Genomic DNA, 21178 nt, shown 5'->3' on the forward strand with positions numbered 1-21178 from the left:
GAGTATCGAATTTTCGGCGGATGCCCCACGGTAAAGCACTACCGTAAAAGATTGGTTAAAGCTTAAAAGTGATTTTAAGGACAAAGCCAATTGGGTGTTTCAAACCTTCTATGCAGTAAGAAGTTATATAAAGCTTATTTTGAAAGTTAGAATATAATTTTACAAAAGGGAAGGAAGAAAATAATATGTGCGGAATAGTTGGATACGTAGGACAGAAAAAGGCAACAGATATATTAGTTGAAGGATTATCAAAATTAGAGTATAGAGGATATGATTCAGCAGGAGTTGCAGTTTTAGAAGATAATAAGATAAAGGCTGAAAAGCATAAAGGAAGATTAGCAAACCTAGAAGGAATGTTAAATGAAAATCCAATAGAGGGTGGAATCGGAATAGGACATACTAGATGGGCTACACATGGAGAACCATCAGATGTTAACTCACATCCTCATTTAAATAATAAAGAAACAATAGCTGTAGTTCACAATGGAATCATTGAAAACTACAATGAATTAAGAAACTGGTTAATGGAAAAAGGATATGAATTCAAATCAGAAACTGATACAGAAGTTATTCCAAACTTAGTAGATTTCTACTATAAAGGTGATTTATTAGATGCAGTTATGGAAGCTACTAAACACATGGAAGGTTCATATGCTATTGGAGTTATATGTAATGATGAGCCAGAAAAATTAGTAGCTGTAAGAAAAGATAGTCCATTAATAGTTGGATTAGGAGAAAAAGAATATTTCATAGCTTCTGATATCCCAGCAGTTTTAAATCATACAAGAGAAGTTTATCTTTTAGAAGATAAAGAGTTTGTAGTATTAACAAATGATGGAGTTACTCTTTTTGATGAAGAAAAAAATCCAGTGGAAAAAGAAGTTTATCATATAACATGGAATGTTGATGCTGCTGAAAAAGGTGGATATGAAGATTTCATGTTAAAAGAAATTAACGAGCAACCAAAAGCTATAAAAGATACAATGACTTCAAGAATAATGGAAGGAAAAGAAGTAACTTTAGATGATATATCAATAACTAAAGAATATTTAGATAATGTTGATAGAGTATATATAGTTGCTTGTGGAACAGCTTACCATGCTGGAGTTATTGGAAAATACGCTATAGAAAAATTAGTTAGAATACCAGTAGAAGTGGATATAGCTTCAGAATTTAGATATAGAGATGCTGTTATTACAGATAAAACTTTAATAATAGTATTAAGCCAATCAGGAGAAACTGCAGATACTTTAGCAGTTTTAAGAGATGGACAAGCAAAAGGTGCAAGAGTGTTAGCTGTAACTAACGTAGTAGGAAGCTCAGTTTCAAGAGAAGCTAACGATGTATTATATACATGGGCTGGTCCAGAGATAGCTGTTGCATCAACAAAAGCATATGTAACTCAATTAATTGCTATGTACACATTAGCATTACACTTTGCTGAATTAAAAGGAAGCAAATCAGTAGAAGAAATTGAGGAAATCAAAAAAGCAATGCTTGAATTACCAGAAAAAGTTGAAGAAATCCTTAAAAATACAGATTTAATAAAAGAGTTTGCAGTTAAAGCATCTACAGAAAAAGATTTATACTTCTTAGGAAGAGGTATGGATTATGGAGTTGCAATGGAAGGATCATTAAAACTTAAAGAGATCTCTTACATTCACTCAGAGGCTTATGCAGGTGGAGAACTTAAACATGGACCAATAGCTCTTATAGAAAAAGATATTCCAGTAGTATCATTATTAACTCAAAGAGAGCTTATGGATAAAATGATAAGTAATGTTCAAGAAGTTGTTACAAGAGGAGCTAACGTTTTAGGTGTTTGCTTTAAAGGTGACATGGAAGAAAGTAAGAGAAAAATGTTTGAAGGATTAATAGAAATACCAGAAACATTAAGCTTATTATCACCAGTTTTAAGTGTTGTACCATTACAATTATTCTCATACTATGTAGCTAAAGCTAAAGGATTTGATGTTGATAAACCACGTAACTTAGCTAAATCAGTAACTGTTGAATAAAAAAAGGGGGATTTTGAATATGAATAATGAGAGTTTATTAAAATTATTAGCAGAGTATAAGGAAACTAAAAAGTGCCTTGAAACAGGGTTAAACTGGTTAGAAGAGAAAGACTATGCTAAGGGTAAGTTAGATATAGTAAATGTAATAATAAGAGATTTAGAAGCAGCAATTGGTGCTGAAAGAATTTAATATAAAATTAGCTTAAAATTTTAACCTTATTTATATGTGTTAGGGGTGTTTAAATCATTAAAATAGTATTTAAAATGCTATAAAGTGATTTTAAACACTCCTTATTTTTAGTGAAAAATATATTGAAAAATGATTTTTATTGAAGTATAATACTTTCGCTAAAACCTCATAATTCTGAGGAATAAGCTAATATTAATTAATGAGGTATTTACAGTGGAAAAATTTCAAGAAAATAATATTTTAGAAGATAAAAAAGTATGTATAAATGAAAATGAAGAGGCTTGGAATAAAGAGACATACAATGCTTGGGTAAAGAGATTTGGAACTGCTAAGGAAGCAGCAGAGAAAATTAAATCTATGCCTGAGAAAAAATTAAATGTTTTGTTAGATAAATTTGGAGATGTTAAAGGAAAGAAGATATTTAATCTTATGGGCTCTAATGGAAATAAGGCTGTTGCATTAGCTTTATTAGGGGCAGATGTTACTGTAGTGGATTTCTCAGAAGGAAATAGAAGATATGCTTTAGATTTAGCTGAGGCTTGCGGAGTAAAGATTAACTTCATTCTAAGTGATGTTTTAAAAATGCCTAAAGAAGTTATGAGTGGAGATTATGATATAGTATTTGCAGAGATGGGAATACTTCATTATTTCTCAGATTTATCTCCTTTTATGAATGTTATACATAGTTTATTAAAGGATGGAGGGAAAGCTGTATTAAGAGATTTTCATCCAGTATCAACTAAACTAATAACTTCAAGGGGTTCTACAGCAAAGGTAAGAAAACATAAGGTTACAGGAGATTACTTTGATACTTCATTAGAGGAAAAAGAAGTTGCTTACTCAAAATACTTAGAAGAAGGAGAAGTAGAAAAAGTATTTTTACGTAAGTGGAATTTAGGAGAAATAGTAACTGCCGTTGCTAATACTGGACTTAAGATAGAAAGTTTAACAGAGGAGCCTAATTTATCAAGTGATGTTTTTGATAAAGGGATTCCAAAGACTTTTACAATAGTAGCTAGAAAATAATTTAATAGACTTGGTCGTGTATCAAAATAGATTTTTATAAAACTTACAAACAGTATGAAGAAGTAATTCTCGGAATATGTTTGTAAGTTTTATTATTATATTTTGATACAGCACATTATTTTTTATTATGATGCATTTATACGAAAAGAATATTAAGTGTATTTATATAGTATTGCAATACAGAATATGGTAAAATTATTAAAAGTCTATGAGGAGGAATTTCATATGGATAAGGGAGAGTTAAGAAAAGAAATTAAGCTAAAAAGAGAAAATATAGATAGAGATACTAAGTTAAGGGCTGATGAAAAAATAAGAAAAACTCTTTTGGAAAGTGATATATATAAGAATAGTAAGGTTGTATTTATATATGTAAATATGGACTCTGAAGTAAATACAGTTGAGATAATAAAAGAATTATTAGTTTCAGATAAAAAAGTTGCAGTTCCTAAAGTTATTCCTGTTAGTTTAAAAGAAAGACAAATGAAGGCTTTGAAAATAGAATCTTTACTTCAATTAAATGAAAGTGGTGCCTTTGGAATATTAGAACCAAGCATTGAATGTGAAGATATAAGTGAGGAAGTTGATTTAATTATAATACCTGGTTTAGCCTTTGATTTAAAGGGAAATAGATTAGGATATGGGGGAGGATTTTACGATAGATTTTTAAGTAAATACCCTAATAGTAAGAGAGTTGCTTTATGTTATGATTTTCAAGTTTTTGATGAAATTCCACATGAATTCTTTGATGAGAAGGTTGATTTAATAATAAGTGAAGAGAAAATTATTAGTTTAAAAAAATCATAATAGTAAAATAATATTTTTGATAATTTTACTTTATTGATAATAAATTTTACTTATGTCAGAATTATATAAAATATAATTGTGAGGTGGGGTAAACAATGAAATTTGAAGATTTTAAATATGAAAGACCTAATATAGAAAAAGATAGAGAAGATATTAGATCTTTTATAAAAGAGTTAGAAGAAGCAAAGGACTTTAATGGGGCTAAAGAAGTAATAGGAAAAATAAATAAGATAAGAAATAATACATCAACTATGATGGCCTTATCAGAAGTTAGACACACAATAAATACTGAGGATGAATTCTATAATGAAGAAAGTGATTTCTGGGATGAAAATTCTCCTCTTATTGAAGAAGTTAATAATGAATTCTATAAAGCATTATTAAGTTCACCATTTAAGGATCAAATAGGTGATTATTATGGTGAAACTATAATAAAAGAGGCAGAGTATTCTCAAAAGAGTTTTTCAAAAGAAGTAATAGAGGATATGCAACTTGAAAATAAATTAGGTAGTCAATATCAAAAACTTATTGCTTCAGCTAAAATTGAATTTGATGGAGAGGAAAGAACCTTAGCACAATTAGTTCCTTTTGTAACATCAGAGGATAGAGAAGTTAGAAAAAGAGCATCAGAAGCTAAATATAACTTCTTTGTGAAGCATGAAGATGAAATAGATGATATCTTTGATAAACTTGTAAAGGTAAGAACAAAAATAGCTAAAAAGCTTGGTTTTAATAACTTTGTGGAATTAGGCTATGTAAGAATGAGAAGATATGACTATAATAAGGAAATGGTTGAAAACTTCAGAAAACAAGTTGAAGAGTTTATAGTTCCTATAGATAGTAAATTATATGAAAGACAAGCTAAGAGATTAGGACTTGAAACTTTAAAATATTATGATGAAAAATTTGAATTCTTAAGTGGGAATCCAACTCCAAAGGGAGATTCAAAGTGGATAGTTGAAAATGCAAAGGTAATGTATTCAGAGCTTTCAAAGGAAACCAAAGAATTCTTTGACTTTATGGTTGAGAATGATTTAATGGACTTAGTTGCTAAGAAAGGAAAGGCAGCTGGAGGATATTGTACTAATTTCCCTAACTATAAAGCTCCATTTATATTCTCAAACTTTAATGGAACAGCTGGGGATGTAGATGTATTAACTCACGAGGCTGGCCATGCATTCCAAAACTTTAGAAGTTCTTGGATAGAAATGCAAGAGTGTCAATGGCCAACTATGGAAAGTTGTGAAATACACTCAATGAGTATGGAATTCTTTACTTGGCCTTGGATGTATTTATTCTTTAAAGAAGATACAGATAAATATAAATTCTATCACTTAGGAGATGCCATTAAATTTATTCCTTATGGAGTAACAGTTGATGAATTCCAACACTTTGTATATGAAAATCCAGAATGTACACCAAAGGAAAGAAAAGATGCATGGAGAAGAATAGAGAAAAAATATCTTCCACATAAAAACTACGATGAATGTGATTTCCTAGAAAGAGGTGGTTGGTGGTTCCAACAAAACCATATATTCTTATCACCATTCTATTACATTGATTATACTTTAGCTCAAATATGTGCACTTCAATTCTGGAAAAAAGATAGAGAAAATCATGAAAAAGCATGGGAAGATTATTTAAATCTATGTAACATAGGTGGAACTAAGACATTCTTAGGCTTATTAAAATATGCTAACTTAAAATCACCATTTGAAAATGGATGTGTTGAAAGTGTAGTAGGAGTAGTGGATGAATACTTAGAAAGCATAGACGACAGCAAATTTTAGTTTTTAAAACAAAATTTATGATTTATTTAGAGTATGATTAAGTAAGTTTATTATGAATATAGATTAAATTTATCAAAATTAATAATAACTATAAAATATTATTAATCTTATTTAGTATAGATTTGTTTGCTTAATATTTTAAATTAATATTTCTTTTAAAATAAAAAAACTTGGAGTATTCCTTATGGATTTCATAGGAATACTTCCAAGTTCTTTTTTGATTATAAATTAAAATGTTATTAATATAAGCTTATTAAAAATATAAATAGTATGAAGAGGATATATGTATGAACTTTAGAATTTAAGTAATCATGGAAAGAAATTTGCGTTAAGAAGATTGAATGTTCGACGCGAAGCTAGTTTTCAATCTTTAGTAAATTTCTTGGAATGATTACTATAAATTCTTAGTGAAATACATTAATCCTCAGAATATATTTATATTTTTAGTTAATTAGACTTTGTATTTTCTTAGTTTTCTCTGTTAGCTATTTCAAGAACTATTCTGTTTACGAAGTCAGCTAAAGGCATAGCACCTTCTTCACCGTTCTTTCTGCTTCTTACAGAAACTTCTTTGTTTTCAGCTTCTTTTTCTCCAACAACTAAGATGTAAGGAGTTCTTTCTAATCTAGCTTCTCTTATTTTATAACCGATTTTTTCAGCTCTGTGGTCAGCTTCAACTCTAACTCCTCTTCTTCTTAATTCTTCAACAACTTCATTTGCATAATCAGCATATTTATCTGATAAAGGAAGAACTTTAGCTTGAACTGGAGCTATCCAAGTTGGAAGAGCACCTGCATATTTTTCTATAAGCATTGCTAGTGTTCTTTCATAACATCCAATTGAGCTTCTGTGAATGATGTAAGGACGTTTCTTTTCTCCATCTTTATCGATGTAGTACATTCCAAATCTTTCAGCTAAAGCGAAGTCTATTTGGATAGTGATGATTGTATCTTCTTTTCCATGAACATTCTTGAATTGGATATCAAGTTTTGGACCATAGAAAGCAGCTTCATCATCAGCTTCAGTAAAGTCTATATTTAAGTGGTTTAATATTTCTCTCATTATATTTTGAGTATTTTCCCAAGCTTCAGGATCATTGATGTATTTCTCAGTATTGTTTGGATCCCATTTTGAGAATCTGTAAGTAATATCATCAGCTATTCCTAAAGTTTCCATAACGTATTTAACTAAGTCAACAGTATTTTTGAATTCATCTTCTAATTGCTCTGGAGTACATACTATGTGTCCATCAGCAAGAGTGAATTGTCTTACTCTTATAAGACCGTGCATTTCTCCTGAAGATTCATTTCTAAATAGAGTAGAAGTTTCAGCAAATCTTACTGGTAAGTCTCTATAACTGTGTTGAGTTGAGTTATATATTGCGTATTGGAATGGGCAAGTCATTGGTCTTAAAGCAAATACTTCACTATCTTTTTCCTCATCACCTAAAACGAACATACCATCTTTATAGTGATCCCAGTGTCCTGAAATTTTGTAAAGGTCGCTTTTAGCCATTAAAGGAGTTTTAGTTAAAACATATCCTCTTCTTTGCTCTTCATCTTCTATCCATCTTTGAAGAGTTTGGATTATTCTAGCTCCCTTTGGCATTAATAATGGAAGACCTTGACCTACATTTTCATCAGTAGTAAAGATTCCAAGCTCTCTACCTAATTTATTATGGTCTCTTTTCTTAGCTTCTTCTAAAGCTTCTAAATAAGCATCTAATTCTGATTTCTTAGGGAAAGCAGTTCCATATACTCTTGAAAGCATTTTGTTCTTTTCGTCACCTTTCCAGTAAGCACCAGTAGATCTTAATAATTTAACTGCTTTTATTGGTTTAACAGCCATTAAGTGAGGTCCTGCACAAAGGTCAACAAAATCACCTATTTGGTAGAATGAAATTACTTCACCTTCTGGAAGATCATTTATAAGTTCAACTTTGTAAGGTTCATCCTTCATAAGTTCTAAAGCTTCGTTTCTAGGAAGTTCAAATCTTTTTATTTCAGGATTTTCTTTTATTATTTTTTTCATCTCTTCTTCTAATTTGTTTAATTGGTCAGCAGAGAATGGTTTTTCAGTATCAAAATCATAATAGAAACCATTATCTATTGATGGTCCTATAGCTAATTTATCTTGAGGGAATAATCTTTTAACTGCAGCTGCTAATACATGAGAAGCAGTGTGGTTAAAAGCATGTTGACCTTCTTTAGAATCAAAAGTACAGATTTCTAATGAAGAATCTTCATTAACTATAAATCTTAAGTCCTCAACTTTTCCGTTTAATATACCACAACAAGCATTTCTAGCTAGTCCTTGGCTTATGCTTTGAGCTATTTCAAAAATTGATAGTCCAGCTTCAACTTCTTTTATTGAACCATCTTTAAGTGTAATTTTTATCATATTAATTTCTCCTTTCAAAATAAATTTCTTTTAATTTTCATTCATATAAAATAAAAACTCTCATCCCTCTTCTAAATATAGAAAAGGGACGAGAGTGTATATTCCCGTGGTTCCACCCAATTTGTACTTTAATAATTAAAAATAAAGTACCACTTAAAATTAATCGTAACGTGATTATGACGGACTGGATTAGAGTCACTCAGAGGTAGTCTTCAACTAATTCCATTTAAAAGTACTTACAGCTACTGTACCTTCTCTCTGAAAATGTACCAAAGTTTACTCGTCTCTTCATTGTGTTAATAAATTTATAATATTTACTTTAGATTATAAGTTTATTATTTTTGTATGTCAATGGATAAAATAAAAATAAATTCTAATTGGAATATAAGATATTATAAGGGTTTAGGTGGAAATAAGTTCTCAATATTATAAATTTTAATTCAAAAAAGTTATTAAGTTAATTAAAGTTTTTAGAAAATAATTTGCAAAAAAATCTTGAAATAGAATTTGAAAAATATTATAATAAAAACATAGTTTTGCAGGTGTGGCGGAATTGGCAGACGCACTAGACTTAGGATCTAGCGCCTACGGCGTGGGGGTTCGACTCCCTTCACCTGCACCACTTATGCGGGTGTAGTTCAATGGTAGAACACCAGCCTTCCAAGCTGGATACCCGGGTTCGATTCCCGGTACCCGCTCCAAATTAATATAAAAATATGCGGGAGTGACTCAATGGTAGAGTGTCACCTTGCCAAGGTGAAAGTTGCGGGTTCGAGTCCCGTCTTCCGCTCCATTTATGCGGGTGTAGTTCAATGGTAGAACACCAGCCTTCCAAGCTGGATACCCGGGTTCGATTCCCGGTACCCGCTCCATTTTAAAAAATATAATATGCACCATTAGCTCAGTTGGTAGAGCACCTGACTCTTAATCAGGGAGTCCAGGGTTCGAATCCCTGATGGTGCACCAAGCATCGATTTATAATCGATGCTTTTTTGTTTTTAGAGATTTTTTTGGAAGACTTCATAATTTTATTGAAGTCTTTTTTTTATTAAAATTAAATAAAGAAGTATTTCTTTTATAACTCTTAAATTCTAAACATATTAATATTCTTTAATTAATAAACATATAGGGGGATATTATTAATTAAATAGTAACCTACAAAAGATTTAAGTATTTTATAAAAATTTAGTTTTTAATAAATATTAATTTTTTAGGTAAAAAGGTATATAAACTAAAGTTAGAAGGAAATAAGAAAGAGGGTATTATAATGATTGAAGGAGATAAGGGGCTAAATATTGTTTTTACTGGAGATAGCATAACTCATGGGCCACTTCATACTAAAGGATATAGAAGTTATACAGAACACTTTAGAGAAAGATTAAAAGAAAAGTTTAAAAACAATATTGTTAAAGAGAATATTATAATTTTTAATACAGGTGTTTCAGGAGCTACAACTAGAGATATAATAAGAGATTTTAATATCTGTGTAGATATATGTGACCCTGATATTGTTTTTATAATGCTTGGAATGAATGATTCATCAAATGAAATTGTTCCTTTAGAAGAATATAGAAAAAATATATTAGAACTTATTAATAAAGTTAGAGGAATTGGAGCAATACCAATCCTTCAAACAAGTAACATAATAAAAATGGATTTAAGTAGGAAAAGTCTTAAATTTTATATGGATATTCTTAGAGAGGTTGCTAGAGGAAATGATGTAATGTTAATAGATCATTATAGTCATTGGGAGGACTTAGAAAAAGAAAATTCTAATATTAAAAATGAGCTTCTTAGTGATTTGATACATCCTAATGAAAAGGGGCATTTAGAAATAGTTAAATTTATTTTTAAGGAGTTAGATATTTTTGAAGAAGAAAGTTATACCTGTAATTTAAGTTATCCAATAAAAGCAGAAAATTATCTTCAAAGAAAAGTTGATAATAAGTGTAACAAAGAAATTCTTAATACCATAAGTAATAAAAATCCTTCACAAGAAGAATTAATTAAATATACTAAAGAAAATTTAAATGATAATTTAGAAGCTATAACAAATTTAATAAATGAAGATGAAAAGGGTATATGGGTGTTTTTAGGGGATGGATATACAAATGGTACAGGAGATACCTTTGGTTATAAAAATTATGTTGAATATGTGGAAGAGAGAATTAGATGGGAATTAAATGATGGAAGCATAAATAAAAGGGAAAAATTTATGATTAATTTTGGTACAGAAAAAGTTAATTCAGAATATTTAATGAATAACTTCGAAGATTTAGTATCAAAATATAATCCTAAAGCTGTTTTTATTATGATTGGAGGAAATGAAAAAATTAATCCAGAGGAATTTAAACATAATTTAGTTAATATAGTAAGCAAGGTTAAAAATATAAACTCAATACCTATATTACAAAGTCCAATAAAAAATGGAAGAGATATAGAAGGGTATGTAAAAGTTATAAGAGAGGTTTCTAAGGAAGAGGAAATATTCTTAATAGATAATTATGAGTATTGGGATAGGTTAAGCAAAGTTCAAAAAGAGCTTATAGAATCATGGTTAGTAGAAGGAAGAGCAAATCATAGGGGACATTTAGAAATAGCTAAGAAAATTTTTAAGGATTTAAGAATATATGATCATAATAGTTTAATATGTGGTTTTACCATAGAAAAATTTTAGTATATTAATTAATAAAAATAAAGCTGCATCAAAATTGAAGTAGCTTTGATACAGCTTTCTATATACAACTTATTGCTTTTTGCAATATGAAATCTTCTATATATTCTTCTGAATAAACTTTTCTTCCCATGAGATTAAATATTAAATCATCACTAGAGTATCCTTCTTTATAAAGTTTTAGGTTCTTAGTTAATTTTTTTAAAGAACCAGGGGTAAGACCTAACATAATTTTTATGTCATTACCAGTGTAAAAACTTTTTATAAAGAGTTCTCTTAGGTTGTTTTGCATTTCAAGTTTATAATTTAAATCTATAACTTTGTCTCTATGGGGGCCTATTTTAGACCTGTGATGTTTTTTACACAAATACTTGTAATTAAGTTTAAAATCTAAACCGCCTTCTGACCTATGAACTATGTGATGAACATCTGCATAATCACCACAAATTTCACAATAATAAGACATATAATCCTCCTTAACATTTTAATACCCATTTATAGTAATAAAATAGCATAAAAAAACAGTTTAATCAATATAACGGAGCTTTTCAGATAAAGATTAAGGTATACAAAGGAATTTAGTATTTTTTACACTTTGCTGTTAAAAAAAGTTAGCAATATAATTAAAATATAAAGGATATGAGGGGGTTTTGAGATGCATAACTTATTTCATAGAAGATCAAAGATAGAAGAAAATCCCGAGAAATTTTGGAGGGAATTAATAACAAAAAATGAAACCCTAAAAGGAAGAATGTTTAAGGATGAACCTATAACTGAAGATACGAAATACCTACATTATGTAATATTCAATAGAAAAGTTGGATTTCAAAATGTTTGGGTTATGGTACCTAACTTTAACAGATTAATAGAATTTATAGAGTATGTATTTATGCCAGAAGCATACTATAAGTGGGTTGAAGGGAAAAAGAAATTAATAACTCATATACCTTCAATTGATGTAGAAAAAATAATTTCTATGATAAATAGAAAATCAACAGAAGAAGAAAAAGAAAAAATGAAAAATGACATTGTAGCATTAAGAAAATTAAAAGGGTTAAGTGCTGATAATGGAATGAGGAAAATAAAAATATTCTGTAGTAGATTTAATAATAACTGGCTTGGAAATGATGATGAGTTTTTATACTTAAAAGCTTTTGGCAGTGCTGAAGAGCTAGGAAAGTTTGTAGTAGAAACTAATCTTCAAACAGATAGTGAGGATTCATATGAAAAAACTATAGGAATGACTACAGAAGAATGGTTTAAAGTTTGTGAAAATGCTCATAAGAATAAAGAAGATGAGGAAAAATTTAAAAAAGTTTTATTTAAACACTTAGAAGATATTGTATAAAATTAAATTTTCTTGATATTTTAAAATTGAAATCGCTTAGTATTAATAAAAATATAAAATAAATTGAAAAAAATGTTGACATTTTTTAAATAACTATGTATAATAATTTTTGTTGATTCAAGTTTGTATCTTTAGCTCAGCTGGATAGAGCAACGGCCTTCTAAGCCGTGGGTCAGGGGTTCGAATCCCTTAAGGTACACCATACTGGGATATCGCCAAGCGGTAAGGCAACGGACTTTGACTCCGTCATTCGCAGGTTCGAATCCTGCTATCCCAGCCAGTTTTTTAACTTGGTTTAAAAACTTGACAGCATATTAACAGTATGTTAATATATAAACATACTAAGCGGGTGTAGTTCAATGGTAGAACACCAGCCTTCCAAGCTGGATACCCGGGTTCGATTCCCGGTACCCGCTCCATTTTTTAAAGTTTTACTGTAAAATTATTTTAAAAAATACAATATGCACCATTAGCTCAGTTGGTAGAGCACCTGACTCTTAATCAGGGAGTCCAGGGTTCGAATCCCTGATGGTGCACCAAGCATCGTTTTATAAGCGATGCTTTTTTTATTTTACATAAAAGTATGGGTACATTTGATATAAAAAAATTAAATTAATATAATACTAGTTAATAAGAATTTTATTTAAAAGCAGATTTTTAAGGGGAGATAGAAATGAAACCTATGAATAAGATTGCTGCTATTCATGATATTTCATGCTATGGGAGGGCAGCATTAGCAACAATAATACCTATATTATCTTCAATGGGAAATCAAGTATGTCCACTTCCAACAGCAGTATTGTCAACACATACAGATGGATTTGGAAAACCAGCAATTAGAGATTTAAGTGATTTTATATATGAAACCAAAGATCATTGGAAAAGACTTAACTTAAATTTTCAATGCATATATAGTGGATATTTAGCTGATCCTAATCAAGTTAAATTTGTTGAAAGATTTATAGAAGATTTTAAGGAAGAGAATACTTTAGTAGTTATAGATCCTGTTATGGCTGATAATGGTAAGCTTTATGATGGTATGAGTGAAAAAATGATTGAAGAAATGAGAACTTTAATAAAAAGTGCAGATATAATCACTCCAAATATTACAGAAGCTTCTTTTCTTTTAGGAAAAGAATATAAAGAATCTCTAAATGAAGATGAGATAAAAGAATATTTAGTAGGTCTAGGGAATTTAGGACCTAAAATAAGTATAATAACAAGTGTAACAAGTTCAAGAGGAAATGAATATATTGATACTGTACTCTATGATAGAGAAGAAAAAATGTTTTACACCTATTCTCATAAAAGAATAAATGCTTTTTATTGTGGAACAGGTGATGCTTTTGCCTCATTGCTAATAGGATGGATATTAAGAGGGGAAAGTATTGAAAAAGCATTGGAGAAGTCATGTAATTTTATTGCAGAAGCTATAGAATATAGCGAAAAGTTTGATTATCCTCCAAATGAAGGAATATTACTTGAAAGTTTGTTATATAAATTAATAAGTAAATAAATTATTAAAGTCAAAAAAATAAATTGACAAAGTAATTTTAGAATGATACTATTAAAAAAACAAAATTTAATAAATCTTATCAAGAGAGGTGGAGGGACTGGCCCTGTGAAACCCAGCAACCGGTAATTCTTTGCGGTTAAAACAATGCTAATTTTAAAATGAGAAAAATCAGTAGTAATTTCCCATGCAAAGATTTATAGCGGTGCTAAATCCTGCGGTAGAAACTGAGAGATAAGAAAGAGAGTCTGTAAGAATAATAACTTCTATCCTAGGATAGGAGTTTTTTTATTTTGTAGGATAAAGGATAGATTTATTAAATAGATTAGGAGGAGAGAAAATGAAAAAAGGAAAGTTTTCAGCATTATTACCATTAATAATTTTTGTATCGATTTATTTGGGAACTTCATTAGTAATGAAAGATTTCTACTCTGTATCTGTTTTAGTTCCAGGAATAATTGCAGTTTTATTTGGAATATTTACAAATAGAAAAAGAGGACTTGAAAAGAACATAGAGATATTTTGTAAGGGGGCTGGTAATAGCAATATAATTTTAATGTGCTTAATCTTTATATTAGCTGGTGCCTTTGCAGAGGTTGCTAAAAATATGGGGGCTGTAGAATCTACAGTAAATTTAGGGCTAACAATATTACCTAAAAATATATTAGTAGCAGGAATATTTATAATATCATCATTTATAGCTATATCTTTAGGAACGTCAATGGGAACAATAGCTGCTATAGTTCCAATAGCAATGGGAATTTCAGATAAGACTAATATCGCATTACCACTTATAGTTGGGGCAGTAGTAGGTGGAGCTATGTTTGGGGACAATCTATCAATGATTTCTGATACAACAATAGCAGCAACAAAAACTCAAGGATGTGAAATGAAGGATAAGTTTAAAATAAACTTTAAGGTTATATTACCAGCTGCTATCTTAGTAATTGTAATATATACATTCTTAGGAAGTGGGGCTAATACATCAGTAGGCCAATACGATTATAATTTTATTAAGATTATTCCTTACTTAGGTATTTTAATAGCTGCATTAATGGGGGCTAATGTAATTGCTATATTATCAGGTGGGATAGTATTAGCTGGAGCAATTGGATTCTTTACAGGATCTTTAGATTTAAAGACTTTCTTTACTTCAATATCAACTGGTATAGGGGGAATGAGTGAACTTATATTAATTTCAATAATAATTGGGGGAATTGTTGAAATAATAAAAGAAAATGGTGGTATAGACTATGTATTAAACTTAGTTACTAAGAGAATCAATGGCAAAAAAGGGGCTGAATTTGGTATTGGATTATTAGTAAGCTTAGTTGATGCATGTACTGCAAATAATACTATTGCTATAGTTACAGTTGGACCTTTAGCAAAGGATATTTCAGATGAATATAACTTAGATTCAAAAAGAATTGCAGGAATATTAGATATGTTCTCTTGTGCAGTTCAGGGAATAATTCCATATGGAGCACAATTAATGTCAGCGGCGGCTTTAACTGGATTAAGTTCATTTGAAATAATGAAATTTTTATTCTATCCATATTTAATGGGTATAAGTGCAATAGCATTCATAGCATTTTTCCAAAAGAAAGAAAGTGCTGAAAAAAGTGGGGAGTTAAATGCTATAGCAGTTGAATAAAATATTAAAAAGCAATAAGCGTTAAAAAGGGGATTTATATAAAAGGGGTTTAATAAATTTTAGTATAAAGTAAAAAAAGATAGGCTATAGAAAATAAAACTTACAAACAATATGAAGAGGATATTTAATAATTCTCAAGATATGTTTGTAAGTTTTATTAATTGGGCCTATTTTTTTATTTTACTAAAAGACAAATACTTTGAGATGAGATTCCTTCTCCAGAACCAGTAAAACCAAGTCCTTCCTCAGTAGTTGCTTTAACATTTATTTGATCTAAGTCTATATTTAATGCTTTAGCTATATTTTCTCTCATAGTAGGTATATGAGGAGCCATTTTTGGTCTTTGAGCTATTATAGTTGCATCTATATTTGATATTTTATAGTTATTTTTATTTAAAAGTTCACCTACAAATTCTAGAAGTTTTATGCTATCAGCACCTTTGTATTTAGGGTCTGTATCTGGAAAATGCTTTCCTATATCTCCTAAAGCCGCTGCTCCTAATAGTGAATCCATTATTGCGTGTAATAATACATCAGCATCTGAATGGCCTAAAAGTCCTTTTTCATAAGGAATTTTTACTCCACCTAATATTAAATCTCTATTTTCAACTAATTTATGAACATCATATCCCATTCCTATTCTCATTTTTATCACCTCTTAGATTTATTTTTTCAATGAAAATTTATTTTTATGGTTTAATTATATATAATTCTGTTATGTTATCAAAGCATCAATAGCTATTAAAGAAAATTAAACTTAATTGTAACAAAAATATAGCTTTATAAGATTAAAATCTTTATATGTTTTAATTATGTAAAAGATGTATTTATAATATAAAATTTTATATAGATATCATGGGGGCTATGGTATAATAAATTGAGATTTAATTAAAGAGAATAGCTTATAATAATTGATTAGAAATAATTTTAGTCTGTAGTAATATTATTAGAAGCTTTATGTAAAAGGGATTTAAATAGAAAGGGTGAATTGAGAAGTGTGGGGAAAAATTAGAAATGTATTAGGTATTCTTTTAATAGTGGCAGGAGTATCACTTATTGGAGTAACTATTTGGATGAAATATGATACTTATAGACAGCAGCAAGCTGTTTTAGATAGTTTTAGAAATTTACAGTTTGATGTTCCAGAGGGTGAAAAGAAAGATGCTGATGTGTTAGAAGAAGAAAATACTAAGGAAAATACTAAAGAAAATAGCGATGAAAAGAATAAAGCTGATAAGGTTGAAGTTGAAAAAGACAAAAAGCCAGAAAAAGCACAACTTGAAGAGGGAAAAGGAATAGGTATTTTAAATATTCCAAAGATAAACTTAGAAATAGGTATAATAGAAGGCGTTAGCTATGAAGATATAAAGTATGTAGTAGGTCATTTTCCTGGGTCACCAATGCCAGGGGAAAAAGGTAATTTCTCCATAGCAGGACATAGAATATCATATTTTGGACAAGCTTTTAAGGATATTGATAAGCTTGAAAAAGGGGATAAAGTCAAAGTTACTTACAATGGAAAAGAATATACTTATGAAATAACTGATATGTATGAGGTTACTCCAAATGAAACTGAGGCTTTAAATCCAACAAAAGATGCTACTATAACTATAGTTACATGTACAACTGACGCTAAAAATAGGGTTATAGTAAAAGGAAAGTTAGTGGAATAAGACTGGGTTTTTGCCTTAGTCTTATTTTTTATAAAATATACATAAAGGAGTGTCGCTTGAGTGAGTGAAGTAACTTTTAGAAAAGATAAATATATGTTTTCTACTAGAAATATAAAGAAAAATCTAGATAAAAACATATTGAAAAAAGAAATAAGTACTTTCATAAAAGAGCTTAGAAAATTTAAAGTTGATTTAAAAAGTCTTTCAAGTGAAGAATTTAATCTTGAGGAAAGAAATTTAATTCTTAATATAGCCTATTTTCTAGTAGATGAAGAAGTGTTATTAAGAAAGATAATAAATAGAAGAGAGTTAAAAACAAAGGTCATAGCTAAAAAAACAGGATTTAGTAATGAAAAGATTATAAGTTGGTCAAATTATTTAATAGCGTATTTAATTTTATTATATAATGCAGATTATACAAATTTAGCTATGTATTTAAATATAAATTTTAAGGACTTAGAAAACTTAGCTGTTATAAAGGGTACAAAAGGGGAAGAGGTTGTTCATAAAGGATTAGTTATGTTAGAAGGTAAAAAGAGTACCATAATATTAACTAAAGAAGGACAATTTATAAGAATAAAAACAAGATGTGAAAATAAAGTTGGAGAAGAATTATCAGGAAAAGAGAAGAAAACTTTAAGACATTACAAGACCTTAATAGTTAGCGTGGCTTTAATTGCATTTGTCCTTATAGGAAGTGTTACTTTTCTTTATAAACAACAGGAAACTACCATATTAATTCAAGGAACATCAAAGGTTAAAATTGGATTGAATAGGTTTGATAGAATAGTTTATAGTTATTCTCCAACAGAAAAGGGAACTATATTAATAACAGAACTAAAATTAGAAAACAAGAAATTTGAAGATGGTATGATCTCAATTTTAAAAGGTTTTGAAGAAGAGGATATGCTTCCTCCTAATAGAATTGTGGATGTTTATATAACTGGAAAAATGGTAGACACTGTAGATTTAAATAAGGTTACAGAATATGTTGAGAGTGTAAATAAGGATGATAATGCAAAGAATAATTTTAGAATAAAAATAAATAATTCAGGATATGAGAAGAAAAATTAATTAAGGAAAGGATTATTTATAGTGAGAAAAGCATCAAAAAATAACAATAGAAGAGATAAGAGTTTATCTAATAAAAAGTTTAAGAGTGAAGATAAAAATTTAAATAAAACTAATAAAAATAATAAACAAAAAGTAGCTAAAAAGGCTTCAGTAAAAAATACTATTATAGTATCAAATAAAAATGAAATAAGAGATAAAGTTAGATTAAATAAATATATAAGTGAAACAGGATTTTGCTCAAGGAGAGAGGCTGATAAGCTTATAGAACAAGGAAGAGTTAAGATAGATGGGCTAAAGGCTACAACTGGTATGAAGGTTTCTAAGGGGCAAAGTGTATCTATTGATGGAAAACCTCTAAAGGTTGAAAATGAACTAGTTTATATAGCTTTAAATAAGCCTGTTGGAATAACTTGTACTACTGAGAGCAAGATAAAAGGTAATATAGTTGACTTTATAAATCATGAAAAAAGAATTTTCCCAATAGGAAGACTAGATAAGGATTCTCAAGGATTAATATTTATGACTAATGATGGTGATATAGTTAATAAGATATTAAGAGCTGGGAATAATCATGAAAAAGAATATATTGTCACTGTAAATAAGTCTATAACTGATGAGTTTATAAAAGGAATGAGCAATGGAGTGCCTATACTAGGAACAGTTACTAAGAAATGCTTAGTTAAGAAAGAAAGCAAAAACTCATTTAGAATAATACTAACTCAAGGGTTAAATAGACAGATAAGAAGAATGTGTGAGTATTTTGGATATGAGGTCAAAAAATTAGAGAGAATAAGAATAATGAATGTTAGCCTAGGAAACCTAAAGATAGGATCTTGGAGATACTTAACTAAGAAAGAGTTAGCTGAAATAAACAGATTAACAGAAAACTCTTCAAAGACTGAAGAGGCCTCAATTTAATTGAATGTTAATTACTAGATATATATTCAGGCCTAACTTAATTTCGCAAAGAGTTTCTATTGTTTATTCCAGAATAATAGCTAAGGCTTTTAAACTCGCTATGCTCAAACAGTAAAAGCCTCTTAACGCTATTATTCTTACATAAACAATGAAACTCTAATAGCTCATTAAGATGGCCTTTCATCTATATCTAGTAATTAATACAGTTCAAAATAATTTAAATAGAATTTGTTTTTATAATTTACTTATACAAAGATAATGCTTTTTCGATAAAGGTCATTATCTTTTTTTCGTATAGAATTTTATTAACTTCTAAGGCTTCAGCATGTTTGGCACCTTCTACTAGGTAAAGTTCTTTATAGCCTTTAGTTTTAGCTTTGTATAAATCTACTGCCATATACCATGGTACAAAATAATCCTCTTTTCCATGTATAAACATCATTGGTAGTGATGTTGAAGCTACTATATCTATAGGAACTATTTTTTTCATAGAAAATTTAGCTTTAGTTTTCATAAAGAAGTTTGCAAATATAAGGCTTGGACGAAGAATTTTTCTAACAAGTCTATTTTTATATGCATGTGTTATTTGAAATCCTATAAGTTCGTGAAAGTTAGAGTAACCACAATCTTCAATTACAAATTTTATGGAATCATTTAGAGGAATAGTCTCCATAACTGTTCCAGCTCCCATTGATTCACCATGAAGACCTAAAATTATATCATTGCCAAATCTAGATTTTAAGTATTCTATCCACATGTTTACATCATATTTTTCGTAAAAACCATATGTGGAATATTTTCCTTCACTTTTTCCATGTCTTCTTTGATTCACTATAAGAACATTAAAGCCATTTCTATAAAATATATCAAAGTATTTTAAAGAACCAACATAACAAATAGAAACTCCATGGACTAATACTATAAATTTATTTGTAGGATTTTCATTCATTATAAGTGTTGAGGTTAGATTAAGACCATCAAAGGATTTTAAAGTAATATCTTCCTTAGAAGCAGAATTATATAAGGCTTCGTCAAAAAGATTATTTTCTACATATCTAGTATAACTTTTCTCTATATCGTGAAGTTCTCTAGTTACAGTAGATTTAAATATATATAGACCTGTTGCTAAAAAAAAGACAATAACTAAAATAGCAATAATTATCAATATAATAAGATAGGTCACTTATATCACTCCAATCAGCTTTTAATAGATTTTATTTATACATTATACATAATTATAACACTTAAGAGAAAAATAAAATTAGCCAAATATAAAGTGGAGGTTTATTTTATGAAATTTAAAAAAATTTTTTTATGCCTTATGTCATTACTTCTTATTTTTTCTACTGTAGTTTTAGGAGAAGAAATAAATAAAATAGAAGTTATAGAAAAATCTATAGAAGAAAATACTGACAAGTATGAAATTAAAGTTAAATATCCATCAATTCAAGGTGGAGAAAAAGAGGTTACAGATAAAATAAATAAAACTATAGAGGATTATACTTTAAATTGGATAAATGACATTAAGTTATTAGGAGAAGAGTACAGCAAAGAATATGAGAAGGCAGGAAAAGAAATGCCTAAAATGGAGGCATATAGTCTTTTTGAAGCATTTAATACAGATGAAGTAATTAGTTTACCTGTTTCATATTATCAATATACTGGTGGAGCTCATGGATTAACGACTAAAGTAAGTTATAATTATAATCTTAAAACAGGAAAAGAGCTTAGACTAAAAGATTTATTTAAAGAAGGATTTGACTATAAAAGTATAATTGATAAAAAGGTAAGAGAGGATATTGAAAAAGAGAAGGAGCTTTATTTTGATAATGGAGCTTTGTTTAAGGGAGTTAATGAAAATCAAGCCTATTATTTAAATAGAGATGGAATTATAGTGTATTTTCAGCAGTATGAAATAGCTCCATACTCTTCAGGTATTAGAGAATTTAAAATTCCTTATGGAGAATTAAAGGAAGGATTAATTTATAAATTAGGAAATTAATATTAAGAGCGTGTATCAAAGTATATTTATTATTAAATTTTGATACACGCTTTTTGTGATTAAATTTAAAAGAATATATTTTATTATTAAATAA

General features: G+C 28.9%; 17 protein-coding genes, 9 tRNA genes, 1 riboswitch and 1 other annotated feature. Of the genes, 22 read left to right on the forward strand and 4 right to left on the reverse strand.

Going from position 1 to position 21178, the window contains the following annotated elements:
• The first annotated feature begins 185 nt into the window (after window positions 1–185).
• The 5 genes from glmS to I6G60_RS03465 all read left to right on the forward strand — a co-directional run bounded on the left by glmS (window position 186) and on the right by I6G60_RS03465 (window position 5828).
• Window positions 186–2018: a glutamine--fructose-6-phosphate transaminase (isomerizing) gene (gene glmS, locus I6G60_RS03445; protein WP_003457837.1), complete on the forward strand. Its 1833-nt coding sequence runs from the start codon at window positions 186–188 to the stop codon at window positions 2016–2018.
• Window positions 2019–2037: 19 nt separating this feature from the next.
• On the forward strand, window positions 2038–2208 hold the full coding sequence (locus I6G60_RS03450) for a hypothetical protein (RefSeq protein ID WP_003454473.1): 171 nt from the start codon (window positions 2038–2040) through the stop codon (window positions 2206–2208).
• 213 nt (window positions 2209–2421) lie between these two features.
• Window positions 2422–3234, forward strand: a complete 813-nt coding sequence (locus I6G60_RS03455; RefSeq protein WP_003462312.1) for a class I SAM-dependent methyltransferase — start codon at window positions 2422–2424, stop codon at window positions 3232–3234.
• Window positions 3235–3459: 225 nt separating this feature from the next.
• Window positions 3460–4038, forward strand: coding sequence for a 5-formyltetrahydrofolate cyclo-ligase (locus tag I6G60_RS03460; RefSeq protein ID WP_004459316.1), 579 nt, complete (start codon window positions 3460–3462; stop codon window positions 4036–4038).
• A gap of 95 nt (window positions 4039–4133) precedes the next feature.
• Entirely contained in the window at window positions 4134–5828 is a 1695-nt protein-coding gene (locus I6G60_RS03465; protein WP_003457828.1) for a M3 family oligoendopeptidase, read from the forward strand.
• Window positions 5829–6296: 468 nt separating this feature from the next.
• Here the strand turns inward: I6G60_RS03465 and thrS are convergent, their stop codons facing one another.
• Complete coding sequence (gene thrS / locus I6G60_RS03470) at window positions 6297–8228, reverse strand: threonine--tRNA ligase (RefSeq protein WP_003457830.1); 1932 nt, start codon at window positions 8226–8228, stop codon at window positions 6297–6299.
• Window positions 8229–8309: 81 nt separating this feature from the next.
• Window positions 8310–8529: a binding site (T-box leader), on the reverse strand.
• 237 nt (window positions 8530–8766) lie between these two features.
• Here thrS and I6G60_RS03475 point away from each other — a divergent pair.
• From I6G60_RS03475 to I6G60_RS03500, 6 genes are all read left to right on the forward strand, one after another.
• Window positions 8767–8850: transfer RNA gene (locus tag I6G60_RS03475), tRNA-Leu, on the forward strand.
• Between the two features lie 5 nt (window positions 8851–8855).
• A tRNA-Gly gene (locus I6G60_RS03480) sits at window positions 8856–8929 on the forward strand.
• Window positions 8930–8946: 17 nt separating this feature from the next.
• Window positions 8947–9021: transfer RNA gene (locus I6G60_RS03485), tRNA-Gly, on the forward strand.
• Between the two features lie 5 nt (window positions 9022–9026).
• Window positions 9027–9100 (forward strand) — tRNA-Gly (locus I6G60_RS03490).
• Window positions 9101–9118: 18 nt separating this feature from the next.
• Window positions 9119–9194, forward strand: a tRNA-Lys gene (locus I6G60_RS03495).
• A 301-nt stretch (window positions 9195–9495) separates the two neighbouring features.
• Window positions 9496–10905, forward strand: coding sequence for an SGNH/GDSL hydrolase family protein (locus I6G60_RS03500; protein WP_003467540.1), 1410 nt, complete (start codon window positions 9496–9498; stop codon window positions 10903–10905).
• A gap of 58 nt (window positions 10906–10963) precedes the next feature.
• On the opposite strand, the gene I6G60_RS03505 is transcribed toward I6G60_RS03500, so the two are convergent.
• A complete protein-coding gene (locus tag I6G60_RS03505) occupies window positions 10964–11368 on the reverse strand; it encodes an HNH endonuclease signature motif containing protein (protein WP_003454383.1) in 405 nt (134 codons plus the stop codon).
• Between the two features lie 189 nt (window positions 11369–11557).
• Between I6G60_RS03505 and I6G60_RS03510 the strand changes: the two genes are divergently transcribed.
• From I6G60_RS03510 to I6G60_RS03540, 7 genes are all read left to right on the forward strand, one after another.
• Window positions 11558–12250: a hypothetical protein gene (locus tag I6G60_RS03510; protein ID WP_003454455.1), complete on the forward strand. Its 693-nt coding sequence runs from the start codon at window positions 11558–11560 to the stop codon at window positions 12248–12250.
• A gap of 125 nt (window positions 12251–12375) precedes the next feature.
• Window positions 12376–12452 (forward strand) — tRNA-Arg (locus I6G60_RS03515).
• A 3-nt stretch (window positions 12453–12455) separates the two neighbouring features.
• Window positions 12456–12530, forward strand: a tRNA-Gln gene (locus tag I6G60_RS03520).
• A 65-nt stretch (window positions 12531–12595) separates the two neighbouring features.
• Window positions 12596–12669, forward strand: a tRNA-Gly gene (locus tag I6G60_RS03525).
• A gap of 44 nt (window positions 12670–12713) precedes the next feature.
• Window positions 12714–12789, forward strand: a tRNA-Lys gene (locus I6G60_RS03530).
• 134 nt (window positions 12790–12923) lie between these two features.
• The gene (locus I6G60_RS03535) at window positions 12924–13766 is read left to right on the forward strand and encodes a pyridoxamine kinase (RefSeq protein WP_003457860.1); all 843 of its coding nucleotides are present in this window, start codon (window positions 12924–12926) and stop codon (window positions 13764–13766) included.
• Between the two features lie 73 nt (window positions 13767–13839).
• Window positions 13840–14004, forward strand: a riboswitch (SAM riboswitch).
• 99 nt (window positions 14005–14103) lie between these two features.
• Window positions 14104–15417, forward strand: a complete 1314-nt coding sequence (locus I6G60_RS03540; protein WP_003457854.1) for a Na+/H+ antiporter NhaC family protein — start codon at window positions 14104–14106, stop codon at window positions 15415–15417.
• A gap of 175 nt (window positions 15418–15592) precedes the next feature.
• Here the strand turns inward: I6G60_RS03540 and ispF are convergent, their stop codons facing one another.
• A complete protein-coding gene (gene ispF / locus I6G60_RS03545; protein WP_003457926.1) occupies window positions 15593–16063 on the reverse strand; it encodes a 2-C-methyl-D-erythritol 2,4-cyclodiphosphate synthase in 471 nt (156 codons plus the stop codon).
• Window positions 16064–16412: 349 nt separating this feature from the next.
• Here ispF and I6G60_RS03550 point away from each other — a divergent pair, with 349 nt between their 5' ends.
• Genes I6G60_RS03550 through rluF form a run of 3 tightly spaced genes read left to right on the forward strand, consistent with a single transcriptional unit; the run spans window position 16413 to window position 19082 of the window.
• On the forward strand, window positions 16413–17090 hold the full coding sequence (locus tag I6G60_RS03550) for a class D sortase (RefSeq protein WP_003467492.1): 678 nt from the start codon (window positions 16413–16415) through the stop codon (window positions 17088–17090).
• Window positions 17091–17150: 60 nt separating this feature from the next.
• Window positions 17151–18164, forward strand: coding sequence for an anti-sigma factor domain-containing protein (locus I6G60_RS03555; protein ID WP_003467523.1), 1014 nt, complete (start codon window positions 17151–17153; stop codon window positions 18162–18164).
• Window positions 18165–18185: 21 nt separating this feature from the next.
• Window positions 18186–19082, forward strand: a complete 897-nt coding sequence (rluF, locus tag I6G60_RS03560) for a 23S rRNA pseudouridine(2604) synthase RluF (RefSeq protein WP_003467491.1) — start codon at window positions 18186–18188, stop codon at window positions 19080–19082.
• 241 nt (window positions 19083–19323) lie between these two features.
• Here rluF and I6G60_RS03565 read toward each other — a convergent pair whose 3' ends face one another.
• Window positions 19324–20265: an alpha/beta hydrolase gene (locus I6G60_RS03565; protein WP_070957216.1), complete on the reverse strand. Its 942-nt coding sequence runs from the start codon at window positions 20263–20265 to the stop codon at window positions 19324–19326.
• Between the two features lie 108 nt (window positions 20266–20373).
• On the opposite strand from I6G60_RS03565, the gene I6G60_RS03570 reads away from it, so the two are divergent.
• On the forward strand, window positions 20374–21084 hold the full coding sequence (locus tag I6G60_RS03570; protein WP_011591123.1) for a DUF3298 and DUF4163 domain-containing protein: 711 nt from the start codon (window positions 20374–20376) through the stop codon (window positions 21082–21084).
• Window positions 21085–21178 lie beyond the last annotated feature (94 nt).

This window comes from Clostridium perfringens (genome assembly GCF_016027375.1).
GTDB classification, from domain to species: Bacteria; Bacillota; Clostridia; order Clostridiales; family Clostridiaceae; genus Sarcina; species Sarcina perfringens.

Excerpts from the sequence above, each read along its gene's own strand:
- I6G60_RS03460 (WP_004459316.1), top strand. The coding sequence starts at position 3,460 with ATGGATAAGGGAGAGTTAAGAAAAGAAATTAAGCTAAAAAGAGAAAAT.
- I6G60_RS03535 (WP_003457860.1), top strand. The coding sequence starts at position 12,924 with ATGAAACCTATGAATAAGATTGCTGCTATTCATGATATTTCATGCTAT.
- I6G60_RS03505 (WP_003454383.1), bottom strand. The coding sequence starts at position 11,368 with ATGTCTTATTATTGTGAAATTTGTGGTGATTATGCAGATGTTCATCAC.
- I6G60_RS03510 (WP_003454455.1), top strand. The coding sequence starts at position 11,558 with ATGCATAACTTATTTCATAGAAGATCAAAGATAGAAGAAAATCCCGAG.
- I6G60_RS03500 (WP_003467540.1), top strand. The coding sequence starts at position 9,496 with ATGATTGAAGGAGATAAGGGGCTAAATATTGTTTTTACTGGAGATAGC.
- thrS (WP_003457830.1), bottom strand. The coding sequence starts at position 8,228 with ATGATAAAAATTACACTTAAAGATGGTTCAATAAAAGAAGTTGAAGCT.
- glmS (WP_003457837.1), top strand. The coding sequence starts at position 186 with ATGTGCGGAATAGTTGGATACGTAGGACAGAAAAAGGCAACAGATATA.
- ispF (WP_003457926.1), bottom strand. The coding sequence starts at position 16,063 with ATGAGAATAGGAATGGGATATGATGTTCATAAATTAGTTGAAAATAGA.
- I6G60_RS03570 (WP_011591123.1), top strand. The coding sequence starts at position 20,374 with ATGAAATTTAAAAAAATTTTTTTATGCCTTATGTCATTACTTCTTATT.
- I6G60_RS03465 (WP_003457828.1), top strand. The coding sequence starts at position 4,134 with ATGAAATTTGAAGATTTTAAATATGAAAGACCTAATATAGAAAAAGAT.
- I6G60_RS03450 (WP_003454473.1), top strand. The coding sequence starts at position 2,038 with ATGAATAATGAGAGTTTATTAAAATTATTAGCAGAGTATAAGGAAACT.
- I6G60_RS03540 (WP_003457854.1), top strand. The coding sequence starts at position 14,104 with ATGAAAAAAGGAAAGTTTTCAGCATTATTACCATTAATAATTTTTGTA.